This is a genomic window from uncultured Maribacter sp. (genome assembly GCF_963974015.1).
Lineage (GTDB): Bacteria > Bacteroidota > Bacteroidia > Flavobacteriales > Flavobacteriaceae > Maribacter.
Map to the genome: position 1 here is coordinate 851,673 of NZ_CAXBBZ010000001.1, position 21,111 is coordinate 872,783.

Here is a 21,111-nt window from a genome sequence, read left to right on the forward strand (position 1 = left end):
TTTTTTGGATGGATTAAACCACGGATTTCGAAGCCATTTTCACAGCTTTTTTGATTCGTGTATACGTACCACATCGGCAGATGTTACCATCCATGGCCGATTCGATTTCAGCATCGGAAGGATTGGGATTCTTCTTCAACAAAGCCGAAGCCGTCATAATCTGACCCGCTTGGCAGTAGCCACATTGGGGAACATCGACTTCCAACCAAGCCTGTTGCACAGGATGGTCACCGTTTTCTGAGAGTCCCTCAATAGTCGTGATTTCTTGGTCGCCCACGGCGGAAACAGTAAGCTGGCAAGAGCGTACGGCAGTATCGCCTAGATGTACCGTGCACGCCCCACATTGGGCAATGCCACAGCCATATTTTGTTCCGACCAATTTGATATGATCACGTAGTACCCAAAGTATTGGTGTTGATGGGTCGACGTCAACTTCTTTTGTTTCTCCGTTGATGTTTAAGGTATATGTTGCCATGATGAAAAATGTTTCTTTGAAGTTACAAATTAATGCTCAATTTTATGTTCATCCCTGACCTTGCTGAAGGTCAAGTCCAACAATTTCCAATCCTCCACTTCTTTTTTATAGAATTCGGTTACGGTAAATTCATTGGAAACATCATTGCCCCGAACGTGTGCGACTAGGGTGATTCTGTTCCAAAGAACAGCGGTGTCATCTCCAAAAATCTCTACAGCGACATCATGCACATCGGCATTCTTGTACCAAATGCTTCCACTTTCGATGATTTCGAGTTCTCGGGCTTTTTTCCAAGAGCCGCTCATATGAACAAATTTGGACTTATCATGAAATAGGGTGGCTAGTTTATCCAAGTTCTTATCGGCCATCCATTGCCATTTCTGCATGGAAAGTGCTGTGATTTCTTCTTCCGTTGTTACCTCTTGGGCAAATGATGGTGAACAAATTACAATTAAAAAGAGTCCGATTAATAAATTTCCCATAGTGTGCTGTTTTAAAATTGTAATCGATATGTTCAAAAGTACAATCCATTGAAAACAAATGACTTACCTATATTACGGATATTCATACCACTATTACGGATTTTTAATATGTAGTTGGATTATCGGGAAATCAATAGCTTATCTTTAACTTAAATTCATTTGGATAATGGAAAATGCGTATCGTATCGATTCCGTAAGTGATTACCTCAAATTACGAGATAAGGAAGTATTACACCCTTTGGTAGGTTTGGTCGATTTTAAAACAGTGGATGAAAAAGCAAAAACCGTTCATGACCATGACGCACTACATTTTAATTGCTACGCGATTTTCTTGAAGGATGCCAAAGGATGTAAATTAAAATATGGAGGTAAGGATTATGACTATGACGAAGGCACCTTGGTTTTTGTTGGTCCGAACCAAAAAGTGGAATTGACCAAAAACGAACCCAATTATGTCCCGAAAGGATATGCGCTTCTATTTCACCCTGATGTTTTGGCCAACACGGATTTGGGACGTAAAATTCATACCTACAATTATTTCGCCTATTCCGTAAAAGAGGCATTGCACATTTCGGCAAAAGAGCGTAAAGTGATTTTGAGTCTGTTGGAGAAAATCCAGTTTGAGTTGGAGCAGACGATAGACAAGCACAGTAAGAAATTAATCGTAGCCAATATTGAACTCTTTTTGGATTACTGTATGCGTTTCTATGACCGACAATTTCTTACGAGGGATTCTGCACACCAAAGTTCCCTAGAAAAGTTCGATGCTTTATTGAACGATTATTTTACCTCAGAAAAACCACAAAAAGAGGGTTTGCCTTCTGTGAGCTACTTTGCCGACCAGTTGCATTTGTCCTCCAATTATTTTGGGGACTTAATCAAAAAAGAAACTGGAAAGTCGGCCCAAGAAGTCATTCAAAACAAGCTCATCGCCGTGGCGAAAGAACGCGTTTTCGACCCCAACAAATCGGTGAGTGAAATTGCCTATGAATTAGGTTTTAAGTATCCACAACATTTTAGTCGTTTGTTTAAAAGACAGGTTGGGCATTCACCAAGTGAGTTTCGTATGTTGAATTAAATTTTACCTATACGCTTATATTAGTTGGGTATCTACTTCGCTTCTTTAGGCCCATTAAACGGCCGTTTTATAGGATACTTTGCCTAGTCTGGACGACTTATGAGTAATGTGTCTCATTCGCCGTGTCTTTTATTAGTCTCGTTAAATATGTTTTTACGAGACTTATTAATTAGTGGAGTATATGATTTATTTGAAGATTTTTAGAGAACATTCAGCTCCTCTTGATACATAAGAGGTTAAACGCTCTTCAATTTAGCAAAGCTCCGCAATTTTCTTAAGGCCTTTGTTATAATTCTTTAATGCCCATTGCGCATCTTTGTATTGAAGTTCTAGCGAATCTCTCTTTAGAATTGGAAGAATAAAGTCTTTCCGTTTCTTTTTGTTGATATAGAATTTTAAAATCTCCTGCATTTGTTCAGTGACTTTGATATCGTACATTTTGGATGTCTTCTTAGGCTGGAATTTGATTCTGCCGTCCACAATATTTTCCTTTCGCAGAAACGCCATATCAATAAAGGACTATCCTTTGAAAAAGTTGGACCAATCCTTTTTAAATGATTTTGAATACTACCTTAAAACGGTCAAGAATCAAAGACAGGTAACAATCAACAAGTCGATACAAAGGTTCAGGAAACCTATTAAGATAGCCGTAGCCGAAGGATATCTTGTAAGTGACCCATTTGTAATGCATAAGCCCGGTCGGGTCAGGAAAGAAGTGATATTCCTTTCAGCCGATGAATTAAAGTTGCTCGAAGATCACCATTTCACAGCCTAGATTTTAATTGGTCAAGGACCTATTTATTTTCTGCTGTTATACAGGGTTGGCATATCATGAAATGTCCAACCTAAGAAAGGAGCATATCATAAAGGGTTTTGATGGCAATGAATGGATCAGTATGAAAAGGGAAAAGACTGACAAACTAATTTCGGTGCCATTGCCTCCTAAGGCTAAAATGATTCTGGGTAAATATCGGGATGTTGGGGACTATGCTCTTCCTAGATTCAGTAACCAAAAAATCAATTCTTACCTAAAGGAAATTGCCGGGATAGTAGGGATTAACAAATCTATTAGTCATCACATGGCTAGAAAGACATTTGCTTCCACTGTGCTGCTTTATAATGACGTTCCTATGGAGATAGTGAGTGAATTGTTGGGTCATTCAAGCATGAAGATTACCCAAGAGTATTATGGGAAGATTGTTCAGAAGAGAGAGAGTGAGGAGATGAGTAGGGCCACAAGTATTTTCAGCCAATGATGTTCCCATCAAATAAGTAAAGGTTTCTGAATACTACGGAAAGTAAGAAGCTATATTGATTTTTGCCATAACAGCCGAATTGGTCCGTTAATCTTCTATTTTTTCAAACATAGCGGTAACTCTTACCGTTTTGATAGTAGAGCTCATTTTACAAGGTACCAGGGAAAAAGGGTTTTCTATTTTATCTGTTATTGGATCCAGGTCCCATTTTTTGAACTGATATCCTTCCTTTGGAGTGGCAAAGAATTCGACTACCTGAGTGGGCATTAATCCATCTAGTCCTTCTGAGTAAACGAATTCTGATTTACTGACATTTCCAGTCCCTTCAGGAGATACTTCAATGATAAAACTGATATTTCGACCGCATGTAGGGTCGAGTGAAAAATCAAATGGATCATCACTGCTGCAACTGTTGAAGAATAATAAAACCACTAATGCAAAGCCCATATATGTGAATAACCTCTTGACCATGTTTAATCTTTTGATCAATAAAGGTGTTCAGTAATCTGATCTAAAACAATGACTAGCATCATTAATACTCATTAAAACCCCATTTAACAATGACGTTCCTATGGAGATAGTTAGTGAATTGTTGGGTCACTCCAGTATGAAAATAACTCAAGAGTATTATGGTAAGGTTGTTCAGAAGAGAGTTAGTGCTGAAATGGAGAGGATTTCAAGAAAACTTGGGTAACGGTAAATAGTATGAGTAGTGGCAGATTGCGTGGCACTTCCCTGTCTAACCGCTACGCCTTTTGAGCGGACTACAAATCTTGATATTTGTTACATTGCCTGCCATTACTTATACAAAATGTTACTTAACGTTTTACTTATTCCGGGGCATTTTGCCATTTATTCCATATCGGACTTAAGTCCACACCAGAGGCCTTAGACATTATAGACTCAATCTCATTGTATTTAAATGCTCTTTGATTGTCTTTTGACCAATTAAGCAATCCAAGAATAGCATCCTTAAAGGACTTTTTTCCATTGGTTTCTTTTTGAATGAAGTCATTTAAATCATAAGCCATTAAAGCTCCTCTGGAAAAAAGGTTTTTCCCTATTCTAAAATCTGAGGCATATTGGGTTGAGCCCAGAAGAGATAATTCTTTTAAGTTTTTGTTTTTAATATAATCCGGAGCATTGTCTATGTTGGATTTCCACCAATTTAATCTTCCCTCGTCGCTGAGGATTTGCTGGAAAGAAACATACCATATAAATCCTTCATTTAGCCAGATTGTTTCGATTAGAGGGGCCACTTGCCATGCAAATGGTCGGTACCCTTCTCCCCAAGACCTTAATGGAACCCATGAATGTGCTATATGATGTGTGATACTCCCAATTTCTCTATTGGTATCATATTCCTGGGAAATATCACGGTGTGCCGTCATACTGTTTAAATGCTCCATATTGAAGCCGTAGTCATGTCTTGCTGATATAGGGTTCAGAAACTCGTAAACTAAGGTATAATGAGGCATTGGAATGTATCCAAAATAATCAGCAAGTTTTTCCAGCGATAGTAAGCCTTTGTTCATTATATCTTCCAAATCAACAGTTGTCTCGGCAAAGGATGCCACAAATAAAGGAATTGGTGCTTCTTCAACACGGATTACCTGAACAGCCTTACCTAATAGATACTGGGCATCAACCAGTTCGGCATAGTTTTCAACCTCATAGCTATCCGTTCCGTATTGTCTTTTGGTATCAGGTCTTAACGTACTGAAAATAGGCCATGAAGAGTCGGTATTGATCATTAAATTGATGGCCTTTGTTTCCATTCCCTCAATAAATCCAAATACTGAATAGCCGAACAGTCCCATATAGTCTTTTCTGGCTTTGGAACTCGTGGAGGCATCCAATAAATCAATTTCCATTTTTTGTATGTCGATCGTATAACTCACCTTATTCAGAAGGTCATTACCTTCTCCAAACGAAAAGAAGCTTCCGTCCCCAATTATTCCTGGTAACCGCTCACCTACATCTGTATAACCGACAACATCATCCACAAAGGCTATATAGTTGGTTAGAATATAGGTTCCCGGGGCACTTCTTGGAATCACTAAATGGGCATCACTGGACAATAACCCATCAAATGTGATTTGAATAGTAACCTTATTTAAATCTGCTTGCGTGTCAAGCAAATAGCTAACCTTTTGCTGTGCCTTTAGATTTGAGATAGATATGATAAAAGAAAATAGAAAGATAATTCTTCTCATGTTGATCTTGTTATGTAACGTGTTTGTATAAGATTAGCCGCGTTTTTAAGCACCTAATTTAGCAAATACAAACAGAATAGAAAATCAGCAAGGATTTTCGTAAGTATGCATGCACTAGCAATTAATTTTATATGGTGTTAGCGGTAGTTTTTATCTCTTAAATCTATTAATTACTTTCTTAATAAATTCCGAAATAATATTGATGTCCTTTTTTATTGAATCTTTTTCAAATTGGCTGACGTTATTCCTTTTCGTTTTAGCCCAGTTTAATTTCAAAGTAGCTATGTCTGAATTAATCGAATCTTTCTCGAATTGACTTACTTTACTTTTAAACTCATTTATGAGCTGTGATACTTGAATATTAATTTTTTCGGATTGAGGCTGTTCATTCCAAGTATTTTTTATGTCTTGCCAAATATTTTTCTGTTCACTATTCCACATAATATTATATTTTATTCGTTATACAATCCAATAGGATTTTTTTAATTCTTTTCATTTTTACTGCAATATGATTTTCTGTTAATCCGGTTATTTCAGCAATTTCTTTATACTTCAATTCTTCTAAATAAAGGATAATGATTGATTTATTTTCATTGTTTAATTTTGAGATACACGAAGTCAAAGCGTTATACTTTTCTTGCTGATTATTCTTAATAGGAATTTCGACAGGAATGAATTGAATGGATTCTAATTGAAGTGTCTTGTCATAAGTTATCTCTGATTTTTGTTTTGAGCGAAGACAGACATTTAGTGTAATTCTGTAAATCCAAGTGTCAATACTCGAATTGCCTTTAAAAGTTGAAAGAGATTTCCAAATTGCAAAAATTACTTCTTGGAAAAGGTCTTGAGGTTCTAAAGGGGAAACTGCGTAGATTTTACAAATTCTATAAATTTTCTCTTTATTATTCTCAAGTACCTGTTCAAATGTTTCTGTCATTGGTTTTTTATCTTTCATTATTACTCTCTACTTATTTAGTGACAAGAGTTTTTGAAATATGACAGATTTTTCAATTTATTTACGGATTTTCTTAAATTACTGGCAACGTGATTGTATAAGATTAGTGGCGTGTTTAAGCACCTAATTTAGCAAATAAACACCAGATAGAAAATCCGCGAGGATTTTCGTAAGTAGGCGTGAACTAGCCATTAATTTTATACGGTGTTGTAGCTAGTTTTTTCTTTTTTATTCTTTCCCCAAGCAATTACTTTTACTCCTTTTGAGTATTGAATTTTGTCAGGTTCGTTTTTTATTAGTTTGTCAAATCTAGGATAATTAATTTCTAAATTTTTCAAGTCAATTTTATTAATTGGCCATTCTAAATGGTGGATTTCAAATTCGTTAATAGACGTTTCTGTGTCTTGAAAAAGAGCATATCTTTCGGTTAACCACTTTTCCAATTCCGTTTTCTCCGTAATTCCTTTTCCAATCTCAAATTGAATCTTCAATTTGTCATTAAATTCCGAGTTATTAGATTCGTATTGGTTTTCAGTTCGTTTTATTTTTGAAAATCTATATGGAAGTTCAGACATTCCTTTCGCAACTTTACAAGACAAACTTTTTCCGCCTTCAATGCTCAAAAAATACACTCCAGTTTTGTTATTTGATTTTACATAAGTTCGAATATTAATTTCATCAAAATCCGAAATCGGTTGGAAAGCAGGTAGGTTTTTTGGTCTTATCTTTTCCATAGTAAAAGCAACAACAGAAATCCAAGGTTTTCCATCAAAAAGGTCAATTTCAAGTTCCTTTGGGACAAACTTTTTCAATTCGGATAATTCAACTTGCCAATGAAGAAATATTGCATTATTCCACTCTTGATAAAATTTCCAATTTTCATTTGGGATTTTCCAAGGTCTGTGTTCTGTCGTATTTAATATCTCTCGGATTGTCATTTTTCTCAAATTGGCTACAACTTGTTTATATAGATGCAAAATACATCTATATACCCCCGTTTAAGAATAAAACTCATGCATTCAGGTGAATTTTATAAAAGAGTAATTTACTCAATAAACATGAGTTTCTAACAATAAAATTCCTACATAAAATTCAGGAAAGCAATTTCACAAAGGATAAAACTGAATCTAATTAACCCTAATTAAGCCAGATTCAACTTCACTCCTCTTATAATACACCCTATTTTCAATTCCATAAGAAGGCAAAATTTCTTTTTTGCTCTAATGCCATAATGTTGAAAGTGATATTTTAAGGCATTTAGCCGTTTCCTCTCTGGTCAATAATTCTATCGGTTCTTTAGGTTGGTGATTTTTGTTTTATGATTCTATTTTATTCAAATAAAGTCCTTAGTAATTTTAAATTATAAAAGATTAATGATATTTAAAATTTGGAAAAAAACTGACCTACTCTAAGTTCTTTGTTTAATTTTAATGATTAAAAAGTAGACCACAGTAGGGAGCAAAAAGCAAAATTTTATCAGAAATGATAAGGTTTTTTTGTTTTTTGGTGACTTAAATATTGTCTAATTATTTTTTCTAAAACCAAGATGTCCTTCCCATTCCTTATTCCTAGTTTTGCAGTGTTAAAATTCAAACTATGATTTCAGTTGATAATTTAGCTGTAGAGTTCAGTGGAACTACTTTGTTCAGTGACGTGTCGTTTGTAATAAACCCTACCGATAAAATTGCACTTATGGGCAAGAACGGTGCAGGTAAGTCCACCATGATGAAAATAATTGCAGGGGAACAAAATGCAAATCGTGGTAATGTTAGGGTGCCTAAAGATGCCATAATTGCGTATTTGCCACAACATTTATTGACAGAGGATAAGTGTACCGTTTTCGAGGAAGCTGCTAAGGCTTTTAAGCATGTTTTTGAAATGCGTGATGCAATAGATAGGCTTAACAAAGAATTGGAGACTAGAACAGATTATGAGAGCGATGCCTATATGGGCATTATTGAGAAGGTATCCGATCTTGGTGAAAAATTTTATGCACTAGAAGATGTAAATTATGATGCAGAGGTTGAGAAGGCATTAAAAGGTCTAGGTTTTAAACAGGAAGATTTTACAAGACAGACAAAGGAATTTAGTGGTGGATGGCGCATGAGAATTGAACTTGCCAAAATTTTGCTACAAAAACCTGATCTTATTTTGTTAGATGAGCCTACCAATCATATAGATATTGAATCTGTGATTTGGTTAGAAGATTTTCTACTCAATAAAGCCAATGCCGTAATGGTGATTTCACACGATAGGGCATTTATTGACAATATTACCAACAGGACTATTGAAGTTACCATGGGCCGTATTTATGATTACAAGGCCAACTATACCCACTATCTGCAATTACGAGAAGACCGTAGGTCTCATCAAATTAAAGCTTATCAAGAACAGCAAAAATTCATTGCTGATAATATGACCTTTATTGAACGGTTCAAGGGAACATACTCAAAGACAAATCAAGTAACGTCTCGTGAACGAATGTTAGAAAAACTGGTAATCATAGAAATTGATGAAATAGATACATCATCTTTAAAATTGAGTTTTCCGCCAGCACCCCGTTCCGGTGATTACCCTGTAACTGTTAAAGATGTTTCTAAATCTTACGGAGAGCAAGTGGTATTCAAAAATGCGAACATGTCTATTGCAAGGGGTGAAAAAGTTTCCTTTGTTGGTAGAAATGGAGAAGGAAAATCTACCATGATCAAAGCTATTTTAGGTGAGATTGAAGTAGAAGGAACTTGCCAATTGGGCCATAATGCAAAAGTAGGATACTTTGCCCAAAATCAAGCCTCGTTACTAGATCCTGAATTGACCATTTTTCAAACAGTAGATGAAGTAGCCTTTGGGGATATTCGTAATCAGATAAAGAATATTTTGGGAAGGTTTATGTTCAGTGGTGATGATATAGATAAAAAAGTAAGTATGCTTTCCGGTGGAGAAAAAACCCGTTTGGCGATGGTTAAATTATTATTGGAACCCGTAAATCTTTTAATTCTAGATGAGCCTACCAATCATTTGGACCTAAAATCAAAAGATGTCTTAAAAGAAGCACTATCCACTTTTGACGGTACGTTGATTTTGGTTTCCCATGATCGCGATTTTTTACAAGGCCTTTCTGAAAAGGTATTTGAATTTAAAGACCAAAGGGTGATAGAGCATTTTGAAACTATTGATGCCTTTTTAGAACGTAATCGAATTAAAAGTATATCAGAAATCAATTTGATGAAATAATAGCATCCAATAAACTCCTAAAATATAAAACCCTATGTCATAATATATGCTATAGGGTTTATGAAAAACCAACTAACTATTTTACTTAATGAGTTTGTTCATAATCTGAATAATAAAATACCCAAGAAGTATTTTTTAAACAGTGGTTACTGTTTATAGATATGATTTCACCAACGTCTTCGAGCTGAAATCCTAAGAAAAAATACACGACTTTTTTTCAATAAATTTTAAGGTATCAACGCCTTTTTGCTATACATTTCTACTTTTTCTAAATGTGCTGTACCGATAGCCTAAATGGTTTTTTTGTCTACAGTAGTTTAAGTGTTTATGGTAGAAACGTATATCATTGCTAGAAAAATGAATTATTTTTTTAAGCTAGTAATCAATTGATTCGAATTAATGGCAACATTTTAATACAGCTATATTTATCTGAATCAAAAAACTAAAAAATGTCGCTATTAACTATAATTTTAAATATTCTTTTACCGCCGTTGGCTGTTTTTATGAAACACGGTATTGGTACGACCCTTTTAATAAGTGTTTTATTAACGTTACTAGCATGGTTGCCAGGGGTAATTCACGCTTTTATAGTAAATCAATAAATTGGTATACTTCATGTCTTACTTTTTTATAGGTGAAGTATAGACGTTTAAAACCGAATAGTTGTCAATAATAGAATTGATAATTATTAGGTTTTTTTATTGCCCATTTTCCTTCATAAGTTTGTATTGTTGAATTGTTCGTTTTTTTGCGTCTTCGGTACCCAATGCTATTAAACAATACCTTTGAGAGGTTAGGATTGGTATAACTGTTCGACAAATAAAATTCTATCGGCAAAAAATTTAGAAGGCAATTTTAATTTTCAAAATATGAATCGACAATTTTTAATGGCAACTGTTATTTTGTTAGTAACAGTAGGGTGTAAAGACTTTCAAAAAAGTGATAAAAATATGTCACAAATAGAAAAGTCTCCTAATGAACTAAATGATGGGAATACACAAATTATAGTAAACGAGGCAATTATAGCGCATGGTGGAACGCTATATGATTCTGCACACTATCAATTTGCCTTTCGAGATAAGCTATACTCTTTTGATAATAAAAACGGATTTAAATATCAGGTAAGTTCAATGGATAGTTTAGGTAATAGAATTGAAGATATTTTACAAGATGGGAAGTTTACCAGAACAGTAAATAATGAGTTGGTAGAACTATCGAAAAAGGATATTGCCAAATACAGTGAAGCTTTGAACTCAGTTATTTATTTTGCTACATTACCGCATAAATTAAATGATAAAGCCGTTCAAAAGGAAGGGGTAGGCGAGACGATTATTAAAGGGGAAGATTATGACGTAGTTAAGGTCACTTTTGGTAAAGTAGGTGGTGGTAAAGATTTCGATGATGTTTTTATGTACTGGATAAATAAAAAATCGCATTACATAAATTATTTAGCATACAGTTATAGCGTTAATGACGGCGGCGTACGATTTAGGAGCGCTTATAACCCAAGAACCGTTGATGGTATTCGTTTTCAAGATTATATTAATTGGGAAGCGCCTGTTGGCACTCCTTTAACGGAACTACCCGCAATGTTCGAAAAAGGACAACTAAAGGAACTTTCTAGAATTGAGACTTCGGATATTCAGAATTTGAATTCCGTCCAGGTTGTGGAGTAGTCATTTTTATTGAACACAATTTACTTATCGTATCTTTGATAAGCGATGTTTGAGGTTTTTAAATACGTATGATTATAACTTGTTTCTTATTTTAACTCCGTCTTATATGAAGGGTGAAACCTTATTCGAAAATTTTAGGAAGGTTTCTGCAAAAGAGTGGAAACAAAAAATTCAATATGACTTAAAAGGTAAAGATTACAATGAAGAGGTTGTTTGGGATTCTCCTGAAGGAATTAAGGTAAAACCTTTTTACCATGCCGACGATTTAGGGAATATTAATGTAGAGTCTTTGTCGGCTACCCCTTGGAGAATAGGTCAATCCATTTACGCAGGTAATGCTATAATGGCTAATGAGAAAGCCCATAAATTAATTAAGAAAGGTGCTGAAGTTTTACATTTTGTAATTACTACAGAAACAATTGATGTTGTAAAACTTTTGAACAATATTGATTTAAATAGAACAAGTGTGTCTTTAAATATGCAATTTTTGTCTAAAGATTATATAGAGAAGATTGTTTTAGGAGTTTCAAATTCAAGAAAGGTTTATTTTCAAATTGATCCCATTGGCCATTTAGCTAGGTCTGGCAATTGGTATGATTCTTTAACTTCAGATTTCACTGTTTTTAACGAATTATTAGATTTGAATATTGAAAATTTAGTAAGCGTTGATCTTACGCTTTATGAAAATGCAGGGGCAGATATTACTCAGCAATTGGCATATGCACTAGCACATGCCAATGAGTATGTAAACATATTGCATGAGAATGGAAACCTACAGAAGTTAAAGAATATAGAATTCAGGGTTTCAGTTGGGGGCAATTATTTTTTTGAGATAGCAAAGTTAAAGGCGTTACGAAAACTTTGGAAAGTTCTTACTGAAGCATATGAGATTTCTCCGCGTTGTCACATCTCTACCATACCATCAAAACGAAATAAAACCATATTTGACTATAATGTTAATATGCTAAGAACGACAACGGAATGTATGTCTGCAGTTCTTGGAGGTTCTGATACCGTTTACAATTTACCTTATGATTCCATTTATAAAAAAGATAATGATTTCGCAAATCGCATTGCTCTAAATCAGTTAGTGTTGATGAAAGAGGAAAGCTATTTTGATAAGGTCGAAAACCCTGCTGAGGGAAGTTATTATATAGAAACCCTAACAAATCAATTGGCAGAAAAGGCTTTGATTCTATTTAAGTCTATTGAAAAGGAAGGTGGTTTTCTTAAACAATTAAAAAATCATTCCATACAGAATAGGATAGCTGATAGTGCGAAAAAGCAACAAGAAAAGTTTGATAATAAAAAAGCTGTTTTGGTAGGGACAAATGCATATCAGAATGCTAATGATAGCATGGCTGGGGAATTGGAGATTTATCCATTTCTAAAGAAGAATCCTAGAAAAACTTTGATCACACCTATTATTGAAAAGCGTTTAGCAGAAGAATTGGAGCAAAACCGTTTATCACATGAGTAGAAAGGACCTGCAACAACTTAGTTTAAAGAACTCGCATAAGCATACTTCCAAAATAGGGGAGTCAAACTCATCGAATACGGTTTATGAAACAGCAGAAACCATAGGAATAAAAAAAAGATATTCTGCGGAAGATGTAGCCAAGGTAGAACACCTAAATTTTGCAGCTGGTATGCCGCCTTTTCTTCGTGGGCCCTATGCTACTATGTATGTACAACGCCCATGGACGATACGTCAATATGCAGGATTTTCAACGGCTACCGAGAGTAATGCATTTTACAGGAAAAACTTAAAAGCTGGTCAAAAAGGATTATCGGTCGCGTTCGATTTACCCACACATAGAGGTTATGACAGTGACCATGAACGTGTTGTCGGCGATGTTGGTAAGGCAGGTGTGGCAATAGATACCGTCGAGGATATGAAAATTCTGTTCGATGGTATTCCTCTAAACGAAATGTCGGTTTCTATGACCATGAACGGGGCGGTATTGCCTATCATGGCTTTTTATATCGTTGCCGCCGAAGAACAGGGTGTTTCGTTAGAACAATTATCGGGTACGATACAGAACGATATACTTAAAGAGTTTATGGTTCGCAACACATATATCTATCCGCCAAAACCATCTATGCAGTTGGTTGCAGACATATTCAAATATACGAGCATGTATATGCCTAAATACAATAGTATTAGTATTTCTGGGTATCATATGCATGAAGCTGGGGCACCGGCGCATTTAGAGCTGGCATATACCTTGTCTGATGGATTGGAATATATTAGAACAGGTATTGAAGCAGGTTTGAAAATTGATGACTTTGCTCCTCGTCTTTCATTTTTCTGGGGTATTGGTATGAATCATTTTATGGAAATTGCCAAAATGCGAGCTGCGAGAATGTTATGGGCTAAAGTGGTTAGGAAATTCGACCCCAGGAGTGAAAAATCATTAATGCTTAGAACACACTGTCAAACGAGTGGTTGGAGTCTTACTGAACAGGACCCGTTCAACAATGTAGCGCGAACTACCATAGAGGCTTCTGCGGCAGTTTTCGGCGGAACACAAAGCTTACACACCAATGCTTTAGATGAGGCGATAGCATTGCCTACCGATTTCTCTGCGCGTATTGCAAGGGAAACCCAATTATATCTACAGCACGAAACCAATATTACCAAAACGGTGGATCCCTGGGCAGGCAGTTATTATGTGGAGAAATTAACGCATGATTTAGCGCATAAGGCATGGGAACTAATGCAGGAGGTCGAAAACCTTGGTGGAATGACCAAAGCAATTGAAACCGGAATTCCGAAAACACGTATAGAAGAAGCTGCAGCAAGAAAGCAAGCGCGTATTGACAGTCTTCAAGATGTAATTGTTGGGGTTAATAAATATCAATTGTCAGCCGAAGATGAACTTCAAATATTGGAAGTTGATAATAAAGAAGTACGCAGGCAGCAATTACAACGATTAAAAGAGATAAAAACAAAACGTAATACTACTAAAGTAGAGGCATGCTTAAATGCCATTTCAAAGGCGGCAACAAATAAATTGGCTGGTAGTGATTCGGAAGAAAATTTATTAGCTTTAGCGGTAGCTGCAGCCAGGGAAAGAGCAACCTTAGGAGAGATAAGTAGTGCTTTAGAAAAGGCGTATGGCAGACATAAAGCAATCATTAATACATTTACTGGTGTGTATTCAAGGGAGATTAAAGAAGACGGAAATTTTAAAAAGGCGCAGGAGCTAGCAGATCGTTTTGCCGAGCAAGACGGTAGAAGACCTCGTATTATGGTTGCAAAAATGGGTCAAGACGGCCATGATCGTGGGGCAAAGGTTGTTGCTACAGGGTATGCCGATTTAGGTTTTGATGTAGATATTGGACCTCTTTTTCAGACGCCAAAAGAAACTGCGAAACAGGCTGTAGAAAATGATGTGCATATTCTAGGGATTTCATCACTTGCTGGGGGACATAAAACCTTAGTGCCAGAAGTTATCAAAGAATTGAAAAACTACGGCCGTGAAGATATTATGGTTATTGTTGGTGGAGTAGTGCCGAAACAAGATTATGCATTTTTGAAGGAGGCTGGTGCAACTGCAGTATTCGGACCAGGAACTAAAATTAGCGATGCAGCAATACAGATATTAGAGTTGCTTTTGGAATAAGACTTTAAAAAGCTTAAAATAAAAAAGGCCGAACAAATTACTTGTTCGGCCTTTTTTATAGTTAAAAGATGCATTATGCTGTAGCAACTTCTACTTCACTTTTTTTATTCTTCATCCAAAAGTAGAGTATAGTGAAAAGGACTATCAATATAGCTGGGAATAGTACCATTGTACCTAAAGTTTCCTGTCCAGAGACTAATTCTAGTTCATCTCCTGTAAATCCTTGAGCTGAGGCAGCTGCTCTATCGGCATCAATCCATCCACCAATGATAGGTTGAAAAATTGAAGTTGAAAACATACCAATAGCACCTATTATAGACATGCCTAAGGCGCCAGTTTTAGGAGTTTTTGTTGCTGCTAGTCCAATCATGTTTGGCCAGAAATAAGCAATTCCTAATGCGAAAATAATAGCTGCGACGTAAGCCATAGCACCTGTTTGTGTGCTAAATAGATAAATACCTAAAGTGGCCAAAATAGCAGATCCTAATAATACACCTGTTTGGTCGAACCTTTTTACCATATCTCCTCCAAAATATCTTGCTATTGCCATTAAACCTGCTGTTAATGCCAAAATTAATGTTGGTTCTGCCCCACTTTTTGATAATATAAGACCAACCCATTGATTTGGTCCAAATTCAGAGATAGCTGTAAGTGCCATACAAATTGCGATAAATGCAAATAATGGGGTAAGCATACCTTTTAAATTTCCACTTAGGGTTGCAGCTTCCTCTATTTTTGCTTTAGGCCAAGTTTGTCCATAAAACAAATAGGCATAAATAACTGCTGGGATTAAAAGTAACCAAACTTGACTTTGACCGATAATATTAAAATCTGTCATAAACCCAGATAGTAAACTACCTACTGCAATACCGCCCGGAAACCACATGTGAAAACGGTTTAGCATCTTACTCATTCTGGTTCCTTTATATGCATCGGCTATCATAGGATTACAAGCTGCTTCGGTACAACCATTTCCTAACCCAATGAGTAAGTTAGCTACTAATAAGCCAACATAACTTCCGGAGAATATTAATAATAAAATACCAATTGTATGTGCAAAGAAGGCAAATTGCATTATAATTTTACCACCTACTTTATGATAAATTAGTCCTCCTATTACCATTGCAATTGGGAATCCTGCAAACCACATTGAGGTAATTAAACCTGCTTGACTTGCGGTTAATTCTAATTCTGTTTTTAATTGATCCAAAATCCCCGCTGCTATAGCAAAAGAGAAGGCTGTCGTGATTAATGCGAAACAGCTGGCATAAAACAGTCTATTGGCATTTACATTAGAAGTCGTACTAGAACTTTCCATATTTGTATTGATTTAGTTGTTGTTGGTTTAACTGCTAAACTAATAAAAATGAAATAATATCAGGGCTTTTTTATTAAAATGATATCTTAAGTGCGCCATATTGCACAAAAAATAGTATTTGTGAAAGTTTTTATGGATTTTATGCAATGCTAAATGGGGTAATAATATACTTTATCTCTTTGATTATGAACTATTAACTAACTTGTAACCTTAATAATCCTATTTAATCGAATATCTATGAAAACCTACGTTTGTATACTAACTATTGTTTTGTTTTTTAGTTGTGCCGATGTTGAAAAGGGCCTAAATCGAGAAATACAAACTTCTACCTATACAGTAGATGCACATTATAACCCCCAAGCAAATTTAGATAGTTTGGGTATAAAGCTGAGAGATCAAGGAATACCTGTGGCAAATTATGTTCATGCAGTAAGGAGTGGTAATCTTTTGTTTTTAGCGGGTAAAGGACCAAAACAAGCCAATGGTGAGAATATAGTAGGCAAACTAGGACAAGATTTAAGCATTGATGAGGGTTATGCTGCAGCTCGTGAAGTTGGTATCAATCAACTGTCAGTTTTAAAAATGGAATTAGGTGATTTGAATAAGATTAAAAGGATAGTTAAAGTTCACGGTATGGTCAACGCAACACCTGATTTTACAGAACATTCTAAAGTAATCAACGGGTACTCTGATTTAATGGTAGCGGTTTTTGGTGAAAATGGAAAACATGCACGTGCTGCAGTTGGCATGGGGTCTTTACCAGGGAACATGGCAGTTGAAGTTGAGATGATCGTTGAGGTTTATGAAGAATAAATAAATGAGGTATAATTCATATTTGTGATATTTAAATTAATTCTATTTTTACGCACACTTTAAATTATTGGCCTCGTAGTTCAATGGATAGAATAGAAGTTTCCTAAACTTTAGATGCAAGTTCGATTCTTGCCGAGGTCACTTTTTATTAAAATATACTTACACTAAACTTGGAATTATTAAACCCGAGAATTTTTTATAAAAAGATTGGAATGCCTTTTTGCTGTCTAGACTTAATAGTTAAGAAATGTTTCCCCTTTTTGAACTTTTTCCGCAAATTCTGAAATGGAATTGTTGCTAAGCTCATATAAAAATTTTTTTCTAAGAGGTTGAACAAGGGTGTGCATAGGACAAGGTTTTTCGCTGTTGCAACTTGAAAGCCCTAGTACACATTCTTTTAATTTAGATAGGCCATCAATATGATCTATTACCACCAAAAGTTTCTGTAATCTATTTTCTTCTGTTAAATAAAAACCACCATTAGGTCCTTTGGTTGAAGATACCACCCCTTTACGAGATAAATTTTGAAGCAATTTTGCAAGAAAAGCCACGGGTACATCAATACCTGCAGCAATCTCTTTAACCCCTATTTTACGGTCTTTATGAGCGTCGAGAGCCAAAAACAAAACGGCATTTATTGCATACTTGCTGGCGTTTGATAACATTTCCATACGAAGGTAAGTTATTGTCGCATATTATTAAAAATCTTTTATGACGGAAAGATATAAAATAAAATAAGACCTTTATATCTTTTATTATTATATTTGCTGAAGCAACTTTAAATATAACCAAATGAAAATTCGAATACATCACCCTATTTTAATCGCCTCAATCTTACTATTAATTAGTTGTGGAGGTAAAGAAGAAAAGAAAGAAGGCTTTGGTATAGATCGTTCAAAGTCTACCGAAAAATCTACAGAAACTGCTCCAGCAACAGATGAAGTTCCAGCATCACAACGTATTACACTTGATGATAAAGGAGTAGGTCAAATTAAGGATATTACCCTTGATGAAGAAATTAATAAAGAAATGGCTGCCGCTGGTGGAGCACTTTACAAAACTAACTGTACGGCCTGTCATAAGTTAGACAAGAGATTTATTGGTCCATCACCAATAGGTATCCTAGAAAGAAGAAGTCCAGAGTGGATTATGAATATGATTCTTGATCCTAAGTTAATGACAGAACAAGATAGATGTGCTAAAGATTTATTAATTGAATTTAATGGTGCAGCTATGTCTAACCAAAATTTAACGGTAGAAGAAACCCGTTCAATATTAGAATATTTTAGAACCTTATAATCAACATATTATGAAATCAACCACTTTAAAATTATTATTCGGTTCATTTTTAATGCTGTCATTAATATACAGCTGTAAGAATGAAGCCAAGACTGACAACACGAGTACTTCTGCTGCAACAAATGAAGCGGCTGATACTCATAAAAAAGGACAAGCCTTTATTGAAGATGATGGCTCAACACCAAACGTATTGCAAATAGCTATAGGTTCACCAGACCACACCACCTTGGTGGCCGCGGTACAAGCTGCAAGTTTGGAAAATGCTTTAGTGAACGCAGGTCCTTTAATGGTATTTGCACCCACTAATGCTGCCTTTGATGCGCTACCAGAAGGTACTGTAGAAAACTTATTGAAACCTGAAAACAAAGAAACTTTAGCGAAGATTCTAAAACATCATGTTACGGCCGGAAACTATGACAAAGAGTTTCTAAAAAAGTTTAAGAAATTAGGGCAGGCAGATGATACAAATGCCATTGTGGAAGTAAAAGGTGACGATGTATATGTTGGCGGCGCTAAAATTATTGCGAGCATACCTGCTGGTAATGGAATTGTACACGTAGTAGATAAAGTCATTTTGCCTCCTTCTAATTAAATCATAACAACTTTAATACAGATAAAATAAATACACAATGAAAAAATATACATATCAATTATTTGCGTTACTAGGGTCGGCTTTGATGCTATCTAGTTGCGGTAATCAAAACGGGAACTCATCTAGTGGAGCACTTAATTCGAGTAATGCTGAAAAAGTCTATGTAGCACCTGGTGAACACGATGAGTTTTACGCCTTTATGTCTGGCGGTTATAGTGGTAACCTTACGGTGTACGGTTTACCGTCTGGTCGTATGTTTAAAGAAATACCTGTTTTCTCACAATTCCCTACCTCCGGCTATGGTTATTCTGAAGAAACCAAACCTATGCTAGAAACTTCTCATGGATTTGTACCTTGGGATGATTCTCATCATCCAGATATTTCACAAACTAAAGGAGAGTTAGATGGTAGATGGATATTTATTAATGGTAATAATACACCAAGAATTGCACGTATAAGCCTTACTACATTTGAGACGGAAGAAATTATTGAAGTTCCTAATAGTGCAGGTAATCATAGTTCGTCTTTCGTAACTGAAAATACAGAATATGTAGTTGCTGGAACACGTTTTTCTGTGCCTATTCCACAACGTGATATGCCTATTAATGAATATAAAGGAAATTTTCAAGGAGCATTATCTTTTATAAGCGTTGATCCAGAACATGGCCATATGGATATTAAATTTCAAATAATAATGCCTGGATTTAACTACGATTTATCTCATCCAGGTCGGGGAAAATCTCACGGTTGGTTCTTCTTTACAACTTATAATACTGAGGAAGCTAATTCGTTACAAGAAGTTAATTCTTCTCAAAATGATAAGGATTTTATTGCTGCAATAAATTGGAAGATGGTGGAAGAGTATGTAAATAATGGTGGTGGTAAAAAAGTGCCGGCAAATTATGCACACAACCTTTATGATGAGTCTACGCATACTGCAACAAGTACAATGAAAAAAGAGGTGCTTACGGTAAATCCACTTGATGTGCCTGGGGCTGTATTTTTTCTACCTACACCAAAATCTCCTCACGGTTGTGATGTAGATCCATCAGGAGAATACATCATTGGAAATGGTAAACTTTCTGCAGATCTAACTGTGCACTCATTTGACAATATGATAGCTGCTATTGAAGGTAAAAAGTTCGATGGTGAAGCATACGGTATTCCTATCTTGAAGTTCGAGGATGTTTTGGCTGGTGTTGTTAAAAGTGGTGGTTTAGGTCCATTACATACCGAGTTTGATGGAAAAGGAAATGCCTATACTACGTTCTTTATTTCTTCTGAAGTTGTAAAATGGAAACTGGGTACTTGGGAAGTAATTGACAGAAAACCGACGTATTATTCTGTAGGACACTTAATGATACCTGGCGGAAACTCAAGAAAACCATTTGGTAAGTATGTAGTTGCGTTGAATAAAATTACTAAGGATAGATACCTACCTGTAGGCCCAGAGATGGAACATTCAGCACAGATATATGATATTTCTGGTGAAAAAATGGAGCTTCTTTATGATTTTCCAACCCATGGTGAGCCGCATTATGCAGCGGGTATTCCGGCAGAATTATTGGCTCCGAAATCTAAAAAAATCTATCGTTTAGATGAGAATAAGCATCCTTATGCAGTACTAACTCCCGATCAAGCTAGAGTTGAGCGTAAGGGCAATGAAGTACACATCTATATGTCTACTATACGTAGTCACTTTACTCCAGATAATATCGAAGGTGTAAAAGTAGGGGATAAAGTGTATTTCCATATTACAAACCACGAGCAAGACTTTGATGTACCGCACGGTTTCGCAATGATAGGTCAGAATACTTCTGAGTTATTAATTATGCCAGGCCAAACAAAAAGTTCGGTTTGGGAACCCAAAAAACCAGGTGTTTGGCCATTTTATTGTACAGATTTCTGTTCGGCATTGCACCAAGAAATGCAAGGTTACGTAAGGGTGTCTCCAGCAGATTCAAATATTGAGCTTTCTTGGTCTTTGGGTGAGGATTAGTCAAACTTCTTTAAGAATATTTTTCAAACGAAAAGCGGGTACGTTATTTAATTTGCCCGCTTTTTTTACAACTAAATACAACCTTCCAC

22 protein-coding genes and 1 tRNA gene are annotated in these 21,111 nt (G+C 35.7%); 13 read left to right on the forward strand and 10 right to left on the reverse strand.

Annotation, left to right across the window (positions count from 1 at the left end; genetic code table 11):
- Positions 1-13 precede the first annotated feature (13 nt).
- Positions 14-475 carry a (2Fe-2S)-binding protein gene (locus tag AACZ41_RS03680; RefSeq protein WP_339626636.1) on the reverse strand — a complete coding sequence of 154 codons (462 nt, stop codon included), beginning with the start codon at positions 473-475 and terminating at the stop codon, positions 14-16.
- A gap of 29 nt (positions 476-504) precedes the next feature.
- Positions 505-957 (reverse strand): nuclear transport factor 2 family protein, encoded by a 453-nt coding sequence (locus AACZ41_RS03685; RefSeq protein ID WP_339626639.1) that lies wholly within the window; start codon positions 955-957, stop codon positions 505-507.
- A gap of 166 nt (positions 958-1,123) precedes the next feature.
- Here AACZ41_RS03685 and AACZ41_RS03690 point away from each other — a divergent pair, with 166 nt between their 5' ends.
- On the forward strand, positions 1,124-2,035 hold the full coding sequence (locus AACZ41_RS03690; RefSeq protein WP_339626641.1) for a helix-turn-helix transcriptional regulator: 912 nt from the start codon (positions 1,124-1,126) through the stop codon (positions 2,033-2,035).
- Positions 2,036-2,287: 252 nt separating this feature from the next.
- Here AACZ41_RS03690 and AACZ41_RS03695 read toward each other — a convergent pair whose 3' ends face one another.
- Positions 2,288-2,473, reverse strand: coding sequence for a hypothetical protein (locus tag AACZ41_RS03695; RefSeq protein WP_339626643.1), 186 nt, complete (start codon positions 2,471-2,473; stop codon positions 2,288-2,290).
- Between the two features lie 88 nt (positions 2,474-2,561).
- Between AACZ41_RS03695 and AACZ41_RS03700 the strand changes: the two genes are divergently transcribed.
- Together AACZ41_RS03700 and AACZ41_RS03705 are read left to right on the forward strand one after the other, a co-directional pair.
- Entirely contained in the window at positions 2,562-2,810 is a 249-nt protein-coding gene (locus AACZ41_RS03700) for a phage integrase SAM-like domain-containing protein (protein ID WP_339626645.1), read from the forward strand.
- Positions 2,811-2,871: 61 nt separating this feature from the next.
- Positions 2,872-3,291, forward strand: a complete 420-nt coding sequence (locus tag AACZ41_RS03705; protein WP_339626647.1) for a site-specific integrase — start codon at positions 2,872-2,874, stop codon at positions 3,289-3,291.
- 87 nt (positions 3,292-3,378) lie between these two features.
- On the opposite strand, the gene AACZ41_RS03710 is transcribed toward AACZ41_RS03705, so the two are convergent.
- The 5 genes from AACZ41_RS03710 to AACZ41_RS03730 form a co-directional block, all read right to left on the reverse strand.
- A complete protein-coding gene (locus tag AACZ41_RS03710; RefSeq protein ID WP_339626649.1) occupies positions 3,379-3,762 on the reverse strand; it encodes a hypothetical protein in 384 nt (127 codons plus the stop codon).
- A gap of 359 nt (positions 3,763-4,121) precedes the next feature.
- On the reverse strand, positions 4,122-5,507 hold the full coding sequence (locus AACZ41_RS03715) for a hypothetical protein (protein ID WP_339626651.1): 1,386 nt from the start codon (positions 5,505-5,507) through the stop codon (positions 4,122-4,124).
- A gap of 150 nt (positions 5,508-5,657) precedes the next feature.
- The gene (locus tag AACZ41_RS03720; protein ID WP_089376951.1) at positions 5,658-5,948 is read right to left on the reverse strand and encodes a hypothetical protein; all 291 of its coding nucleotides are present in this window, start codon (positions 5,946-5,948) and stop codon (positions 5,658-5,660) included.
- Positions 5,949-5,952: 4 nt separating this feature from the next.
- Positions 5,953-6,444, reverse strand: a complete 492-nt coding sequence (locus AACZ41_RS03725; protein ID WP_339626660.1) for a sigma-70 family RNA polymerase sigma factor — start codon at positions 6,442-6,444, stop codon at positions 5,953-5,955.
- A gap of 215 nt (positions 6,445-6,659) precedes the next feature.
- A complete protein-coding gene (locus AACZ41_RS03730; protein WP_339626957.1) occupies positions 6,660-7,400 on the reverse strand; it encodes a DUF2071 domain-containing protein in 741 nt (246 codons plus the stop codon).
- A gap of 658 nt (positions 7,401-8,058) precedes the next feature.
- On the opposite strand from AACZ41_RS03730, the gene AACZ41_RS03735 reads away from it, so the two are divergent.
- From AACZ41_RS03735 to scpA, 5 genes are all read left to right on the forward strand, one after another.
- Complete coding sequence (locus AACZ41_RS03735) at positions 8,059-9,696, forward strand: ABC-F family ATP-binding cassette domain-containing protein (protein ID WP_339626662.1); 1,638 nt, start codon at positions 8,059-8,061, stop codon at positions 9,694-9,696.
- A gap of 449 nt (positions 9,697-10,145) precedes the next feature.
- Positions 10,146-10,298 (forward strand): YqaE/Pmp3 family membrane protein, encoded by a 153-nt coding sequence (locus AACZ41_RS03740; protein ID WP_339626663.1) that lies wholly within the window; start codon positions 10,146-10,148, stop codon positions 10,296-10,298.
- Positions 10,299-10,565: 267 nt separating this feature from the next.
- The gene (locus AACZ41_RS03745) at positions 10,566-11,372 is read left to right on the forward strand and encodes a DUF6503 family protein (protein WP_339626665.1); all 807 of its coding nucleotides are present in this window, start codon (positions 10,566-10,568) and stop codon (positions 11,370-11,372) included.
- A gap of 106 nt (positions 11,373-11,478) precedes the next feature.
- Positions 11,479-12,852 (forward strand): methylmalonyl-CoA mutase subunit beta, encoded by a 1,374-nt coding sequence (locus AACZ41_RS03750; RefSeq protein ID WP_339626667.1) that lies wholly within the window; start codon positions 11,479-11,481, stop codon positions 12,850-12,852.
- Positions 12,845-15,001: a methylmalonyl-CoA mutase gene (gene scpA, locus AACZ41_RS03755; RefSeq protein ID WP_339626669.1), complete on the forward strand. Its 2,157-nt coding sequence runs from the start codon at positions 12,845-12,847 to the stop codon at positions 14,999-15,001. The genes AACZ41_RS03750 and scpA overlap by 8 nt, the downstream gene beginning before the upstream one ends.
- 73 nt (positions 15,002-15,074) lie before the next feature.
- On the opposite strand, the gene AACZ41_RS03760 is transcribed toward scpA, so the two are convergent.
- Positions 15,075-16,319: an MFS transporter gene (locus AACZ41_RS03760; protein ID WP_339626671.1), complete on the reverse strand. Its 1,245-nt coding sequence runs from the start codon at positions 16,317-16,319 to the stop codon at positions 15,075-15,077.
- A 237-nt stretch (positions 16,320-16,556) separates the two neighbouring features.
- Between AACZ41_RS03760 and AACZ41_RS03765 the strand changes: the two genes are divergently transcribed.
- Both AACZ41_RS03765 and AACZ41_RS03770 read left to right on the forward strand, forming a co-directional pair.
- Positions 16,557-17,132, forward strand: coding sequence for a RidA family protein (locus AACZ41_RS03765; RefSeq protein WP_339626673.1), 576 nt, complete (start codon positions 16,557-16,559; stop codon positions 17,130-17,132).
- 69 nt (positions 17,133-17,201) lie between these two features.
- Positions 17,202-17,273, forward strand: a tRNA-Arg gene (locus AACZ41_RS03770).
- 92 nt (positions 17,274-17,365) lie between these two features.
- Here the strand turns inward: AACZ41_RS03770 and AACZ41_RS03775 are convergent.
- Entirely contained in the window at positions 17,366-17,803 is a 438-nt protein-coding gene (locus tag AACZ41_RS03775) for an Rrf2 family transcriptional regulator (protein ID WP_339626675.1), read from the reverse strand.
- 121 nt (positions 17,804-17,924) lie between these two features.
- Between AACZ41_RS03775 and AACZ41_RS03780 the strand changes: the two genes are divergently transcribed.
- Genes AACZ41_RS03780 through nosZ form a run of 3 tightly spaced genes read left to right on the forward strand, consistent with a single transcriptional unit; the run spans position 17,925 to position 21,022 of the window.
- Entirely contained in the window at positions 17,925-18,431 is a 507-nt protein-coding gene (locus tag AACZ41_RS03780) for a cytochrome c (RefSeq protein WP_339626677.1), read from the forward strand.
- 10 nt (positions 18,432-18,441) lie between these two features.
- Positions 18,442-19,023: a fasciclin domain-containing protein gene (locus AACZ41_RS03785; RefSeq protein WP_339626679.1), complete on the forward strand. Its 582-nt coding sequence runs from the start codon at positions 18,442-18,444 to the stop codon at positions 19,021-19,023.
- A 37-nt stretch (positions 19,024-19,060) separates the two neighbouring features.
- Positions 19,061-21,022: a Sec-dependent nitrous-oxide reductase gene (gene nosZ / locus AACZ41_RS03790; RefSeq protein ID WP_339626681.1), complete on the forward strand. Its 1,962-nt coding sequence runs from the start codon at positions 19,061-19,063 to the stop codon at positions 21,020-21,022.
- The last annotated feature ends 89 nt before the right edge of the window (positions 21,023-21,111 follow it).

Coding starts and splice junctions, on each gene's coding strand:
- AACZ41_RS03775 (WP_339626675.1), bottom strand. CDS start 17,803: ATGGAAATGTTATCAAACGCCAGCAAGTATGCAATAAATGCCGTTTTG.
- AACZ41_RS03780 (WP_339626677.1), top strand. CDS start 17,925: ATGAAAATTCGAATACATCACCCTATTTTAATCGCCTCAATCTTACTA.
- AACZ41_RS03745 (WP_339626665.1), top strand. CDS start 10,566: ATGAATCGACAATTTTTAATGGCAACTGTTATTTTGTTAGTAACAGTA.
- AACZ41_RS03765 (WP_339626673.1), top strand. CDS start 16,557: ATGAAAACCTACGTTTGTATACTAACTATTGTTTTGTTTTTTAGTTGT.
- AACZ41_RS03720 (WP_089376951.1), bottom strand. CDS start 5,948: ATGTGGAATAGTGAACAGAAAAATATTTGGCAAGACATAAAAAATACT.
- AACZ41_RS03710 (WP_339626649.1), bottom strand. CDS start 3,762: ATGGTCAAGAGGTTATTCACATATATGGGCTTTGCATTAGTGGTTTTA.
- AACZ41_RS03735 (WP_339626662.1), top strand. CDS start 8,059: ATGATTTCAGTTGATAATTTAGCTGTAGAGTTCAGTGGAACTACTTTG.
- AACZ41_RS03785 (WP_339626679.1), top strand. CDS start 18,442: ATGAAATCAACCACTTTAAAATTATTATTCGGTTCATTTTTAATGCTG.
- AACZ41_RS03740 (WP_339626663.1), top strand. CDS start 10,146: ATGTCGCTATTAACTATAATTTTAAATATTCTTTTACCGCCGTTGGCT.
- AACZ41_RS03725 (WP_339626660.1), bottom strand. CDS start 6,444: ATGACAGAAACATTTGAACAGGTACTTGAGAATAATAAAGAGAAAATT.
- scpA (WP_339626669.1), top strand. CDS start 12,845: ATGAGTAGAAAGGACCTGCAACAACTTAGTTTAAAGAACTCGCATAAG.
- AACZ41_RS03695 (WP_339626643.1), bottom strand. CDS start 2,473: ATGTACGATATCAAAGTCACTGAACAAATGCAGGAGATTTTAAAATTC.
- AACZ41_RS03685 (WP_339626639.1), bottom strand. CDS start 957: ATGGGAAATTTATTAATCGGACTCTTTTTAATTGTAATTTGTTCACCA.
- nosZ (WP_339626681.1), top strand. CDS start 19,061: ATGAAAAAATATACATATCAATTATTTGCGTTACTAGGGTCGGCTTTG.
- AACZ41_RS03705 (WP_339626647.1), top strand. CDS start 2,872: ATGTCCAACCTAAGAAAGGAGCATATCATAAAGGGTTTTGATGGCAAT.
- AACZ41_RS03680 (WP_339626636.1), bottom strand. CDS start 475: ATGGCAACATATACCTTAAACATCAACGGAGAAACAAAAGAAGTTGAC.
- AACZ41_RS03750 (WP_339626667.1), top strand. CDS start 11,479: ATGAAGGGTGAAACCTTATTCGAAAATTTTAGGAAGGTTTCTGCAAAA.
- AACZ41_RS03760 (WP_339626671.1), bottom strand. CDS start 16,319: ATGGAAAGTTCTAGTACGACTTCTAATGTAAATGCCAATAGACTGTTT.
- AACZ41_RS03730 (WP_339626957.1), bottom strand. CDS start 7,400: ATGACAATCCGAGAGATATTAAATACGACAGAACACAGACCTTGGAAA.
- AACZ41_RS03715 (WP_339626651.1), bottom strand. CDS start 5,507: ATGAGAAGAATTATCTTTCTATTTTCTTTTATCATATCTATCTCAAAT.
- AACZ41_RS03690 (WP_339626641.1), top strand. CDS start 1,124: ATGGAAAATGCGTATCGTATCGATTCCGTAAGTGATTACCTCAAATTA.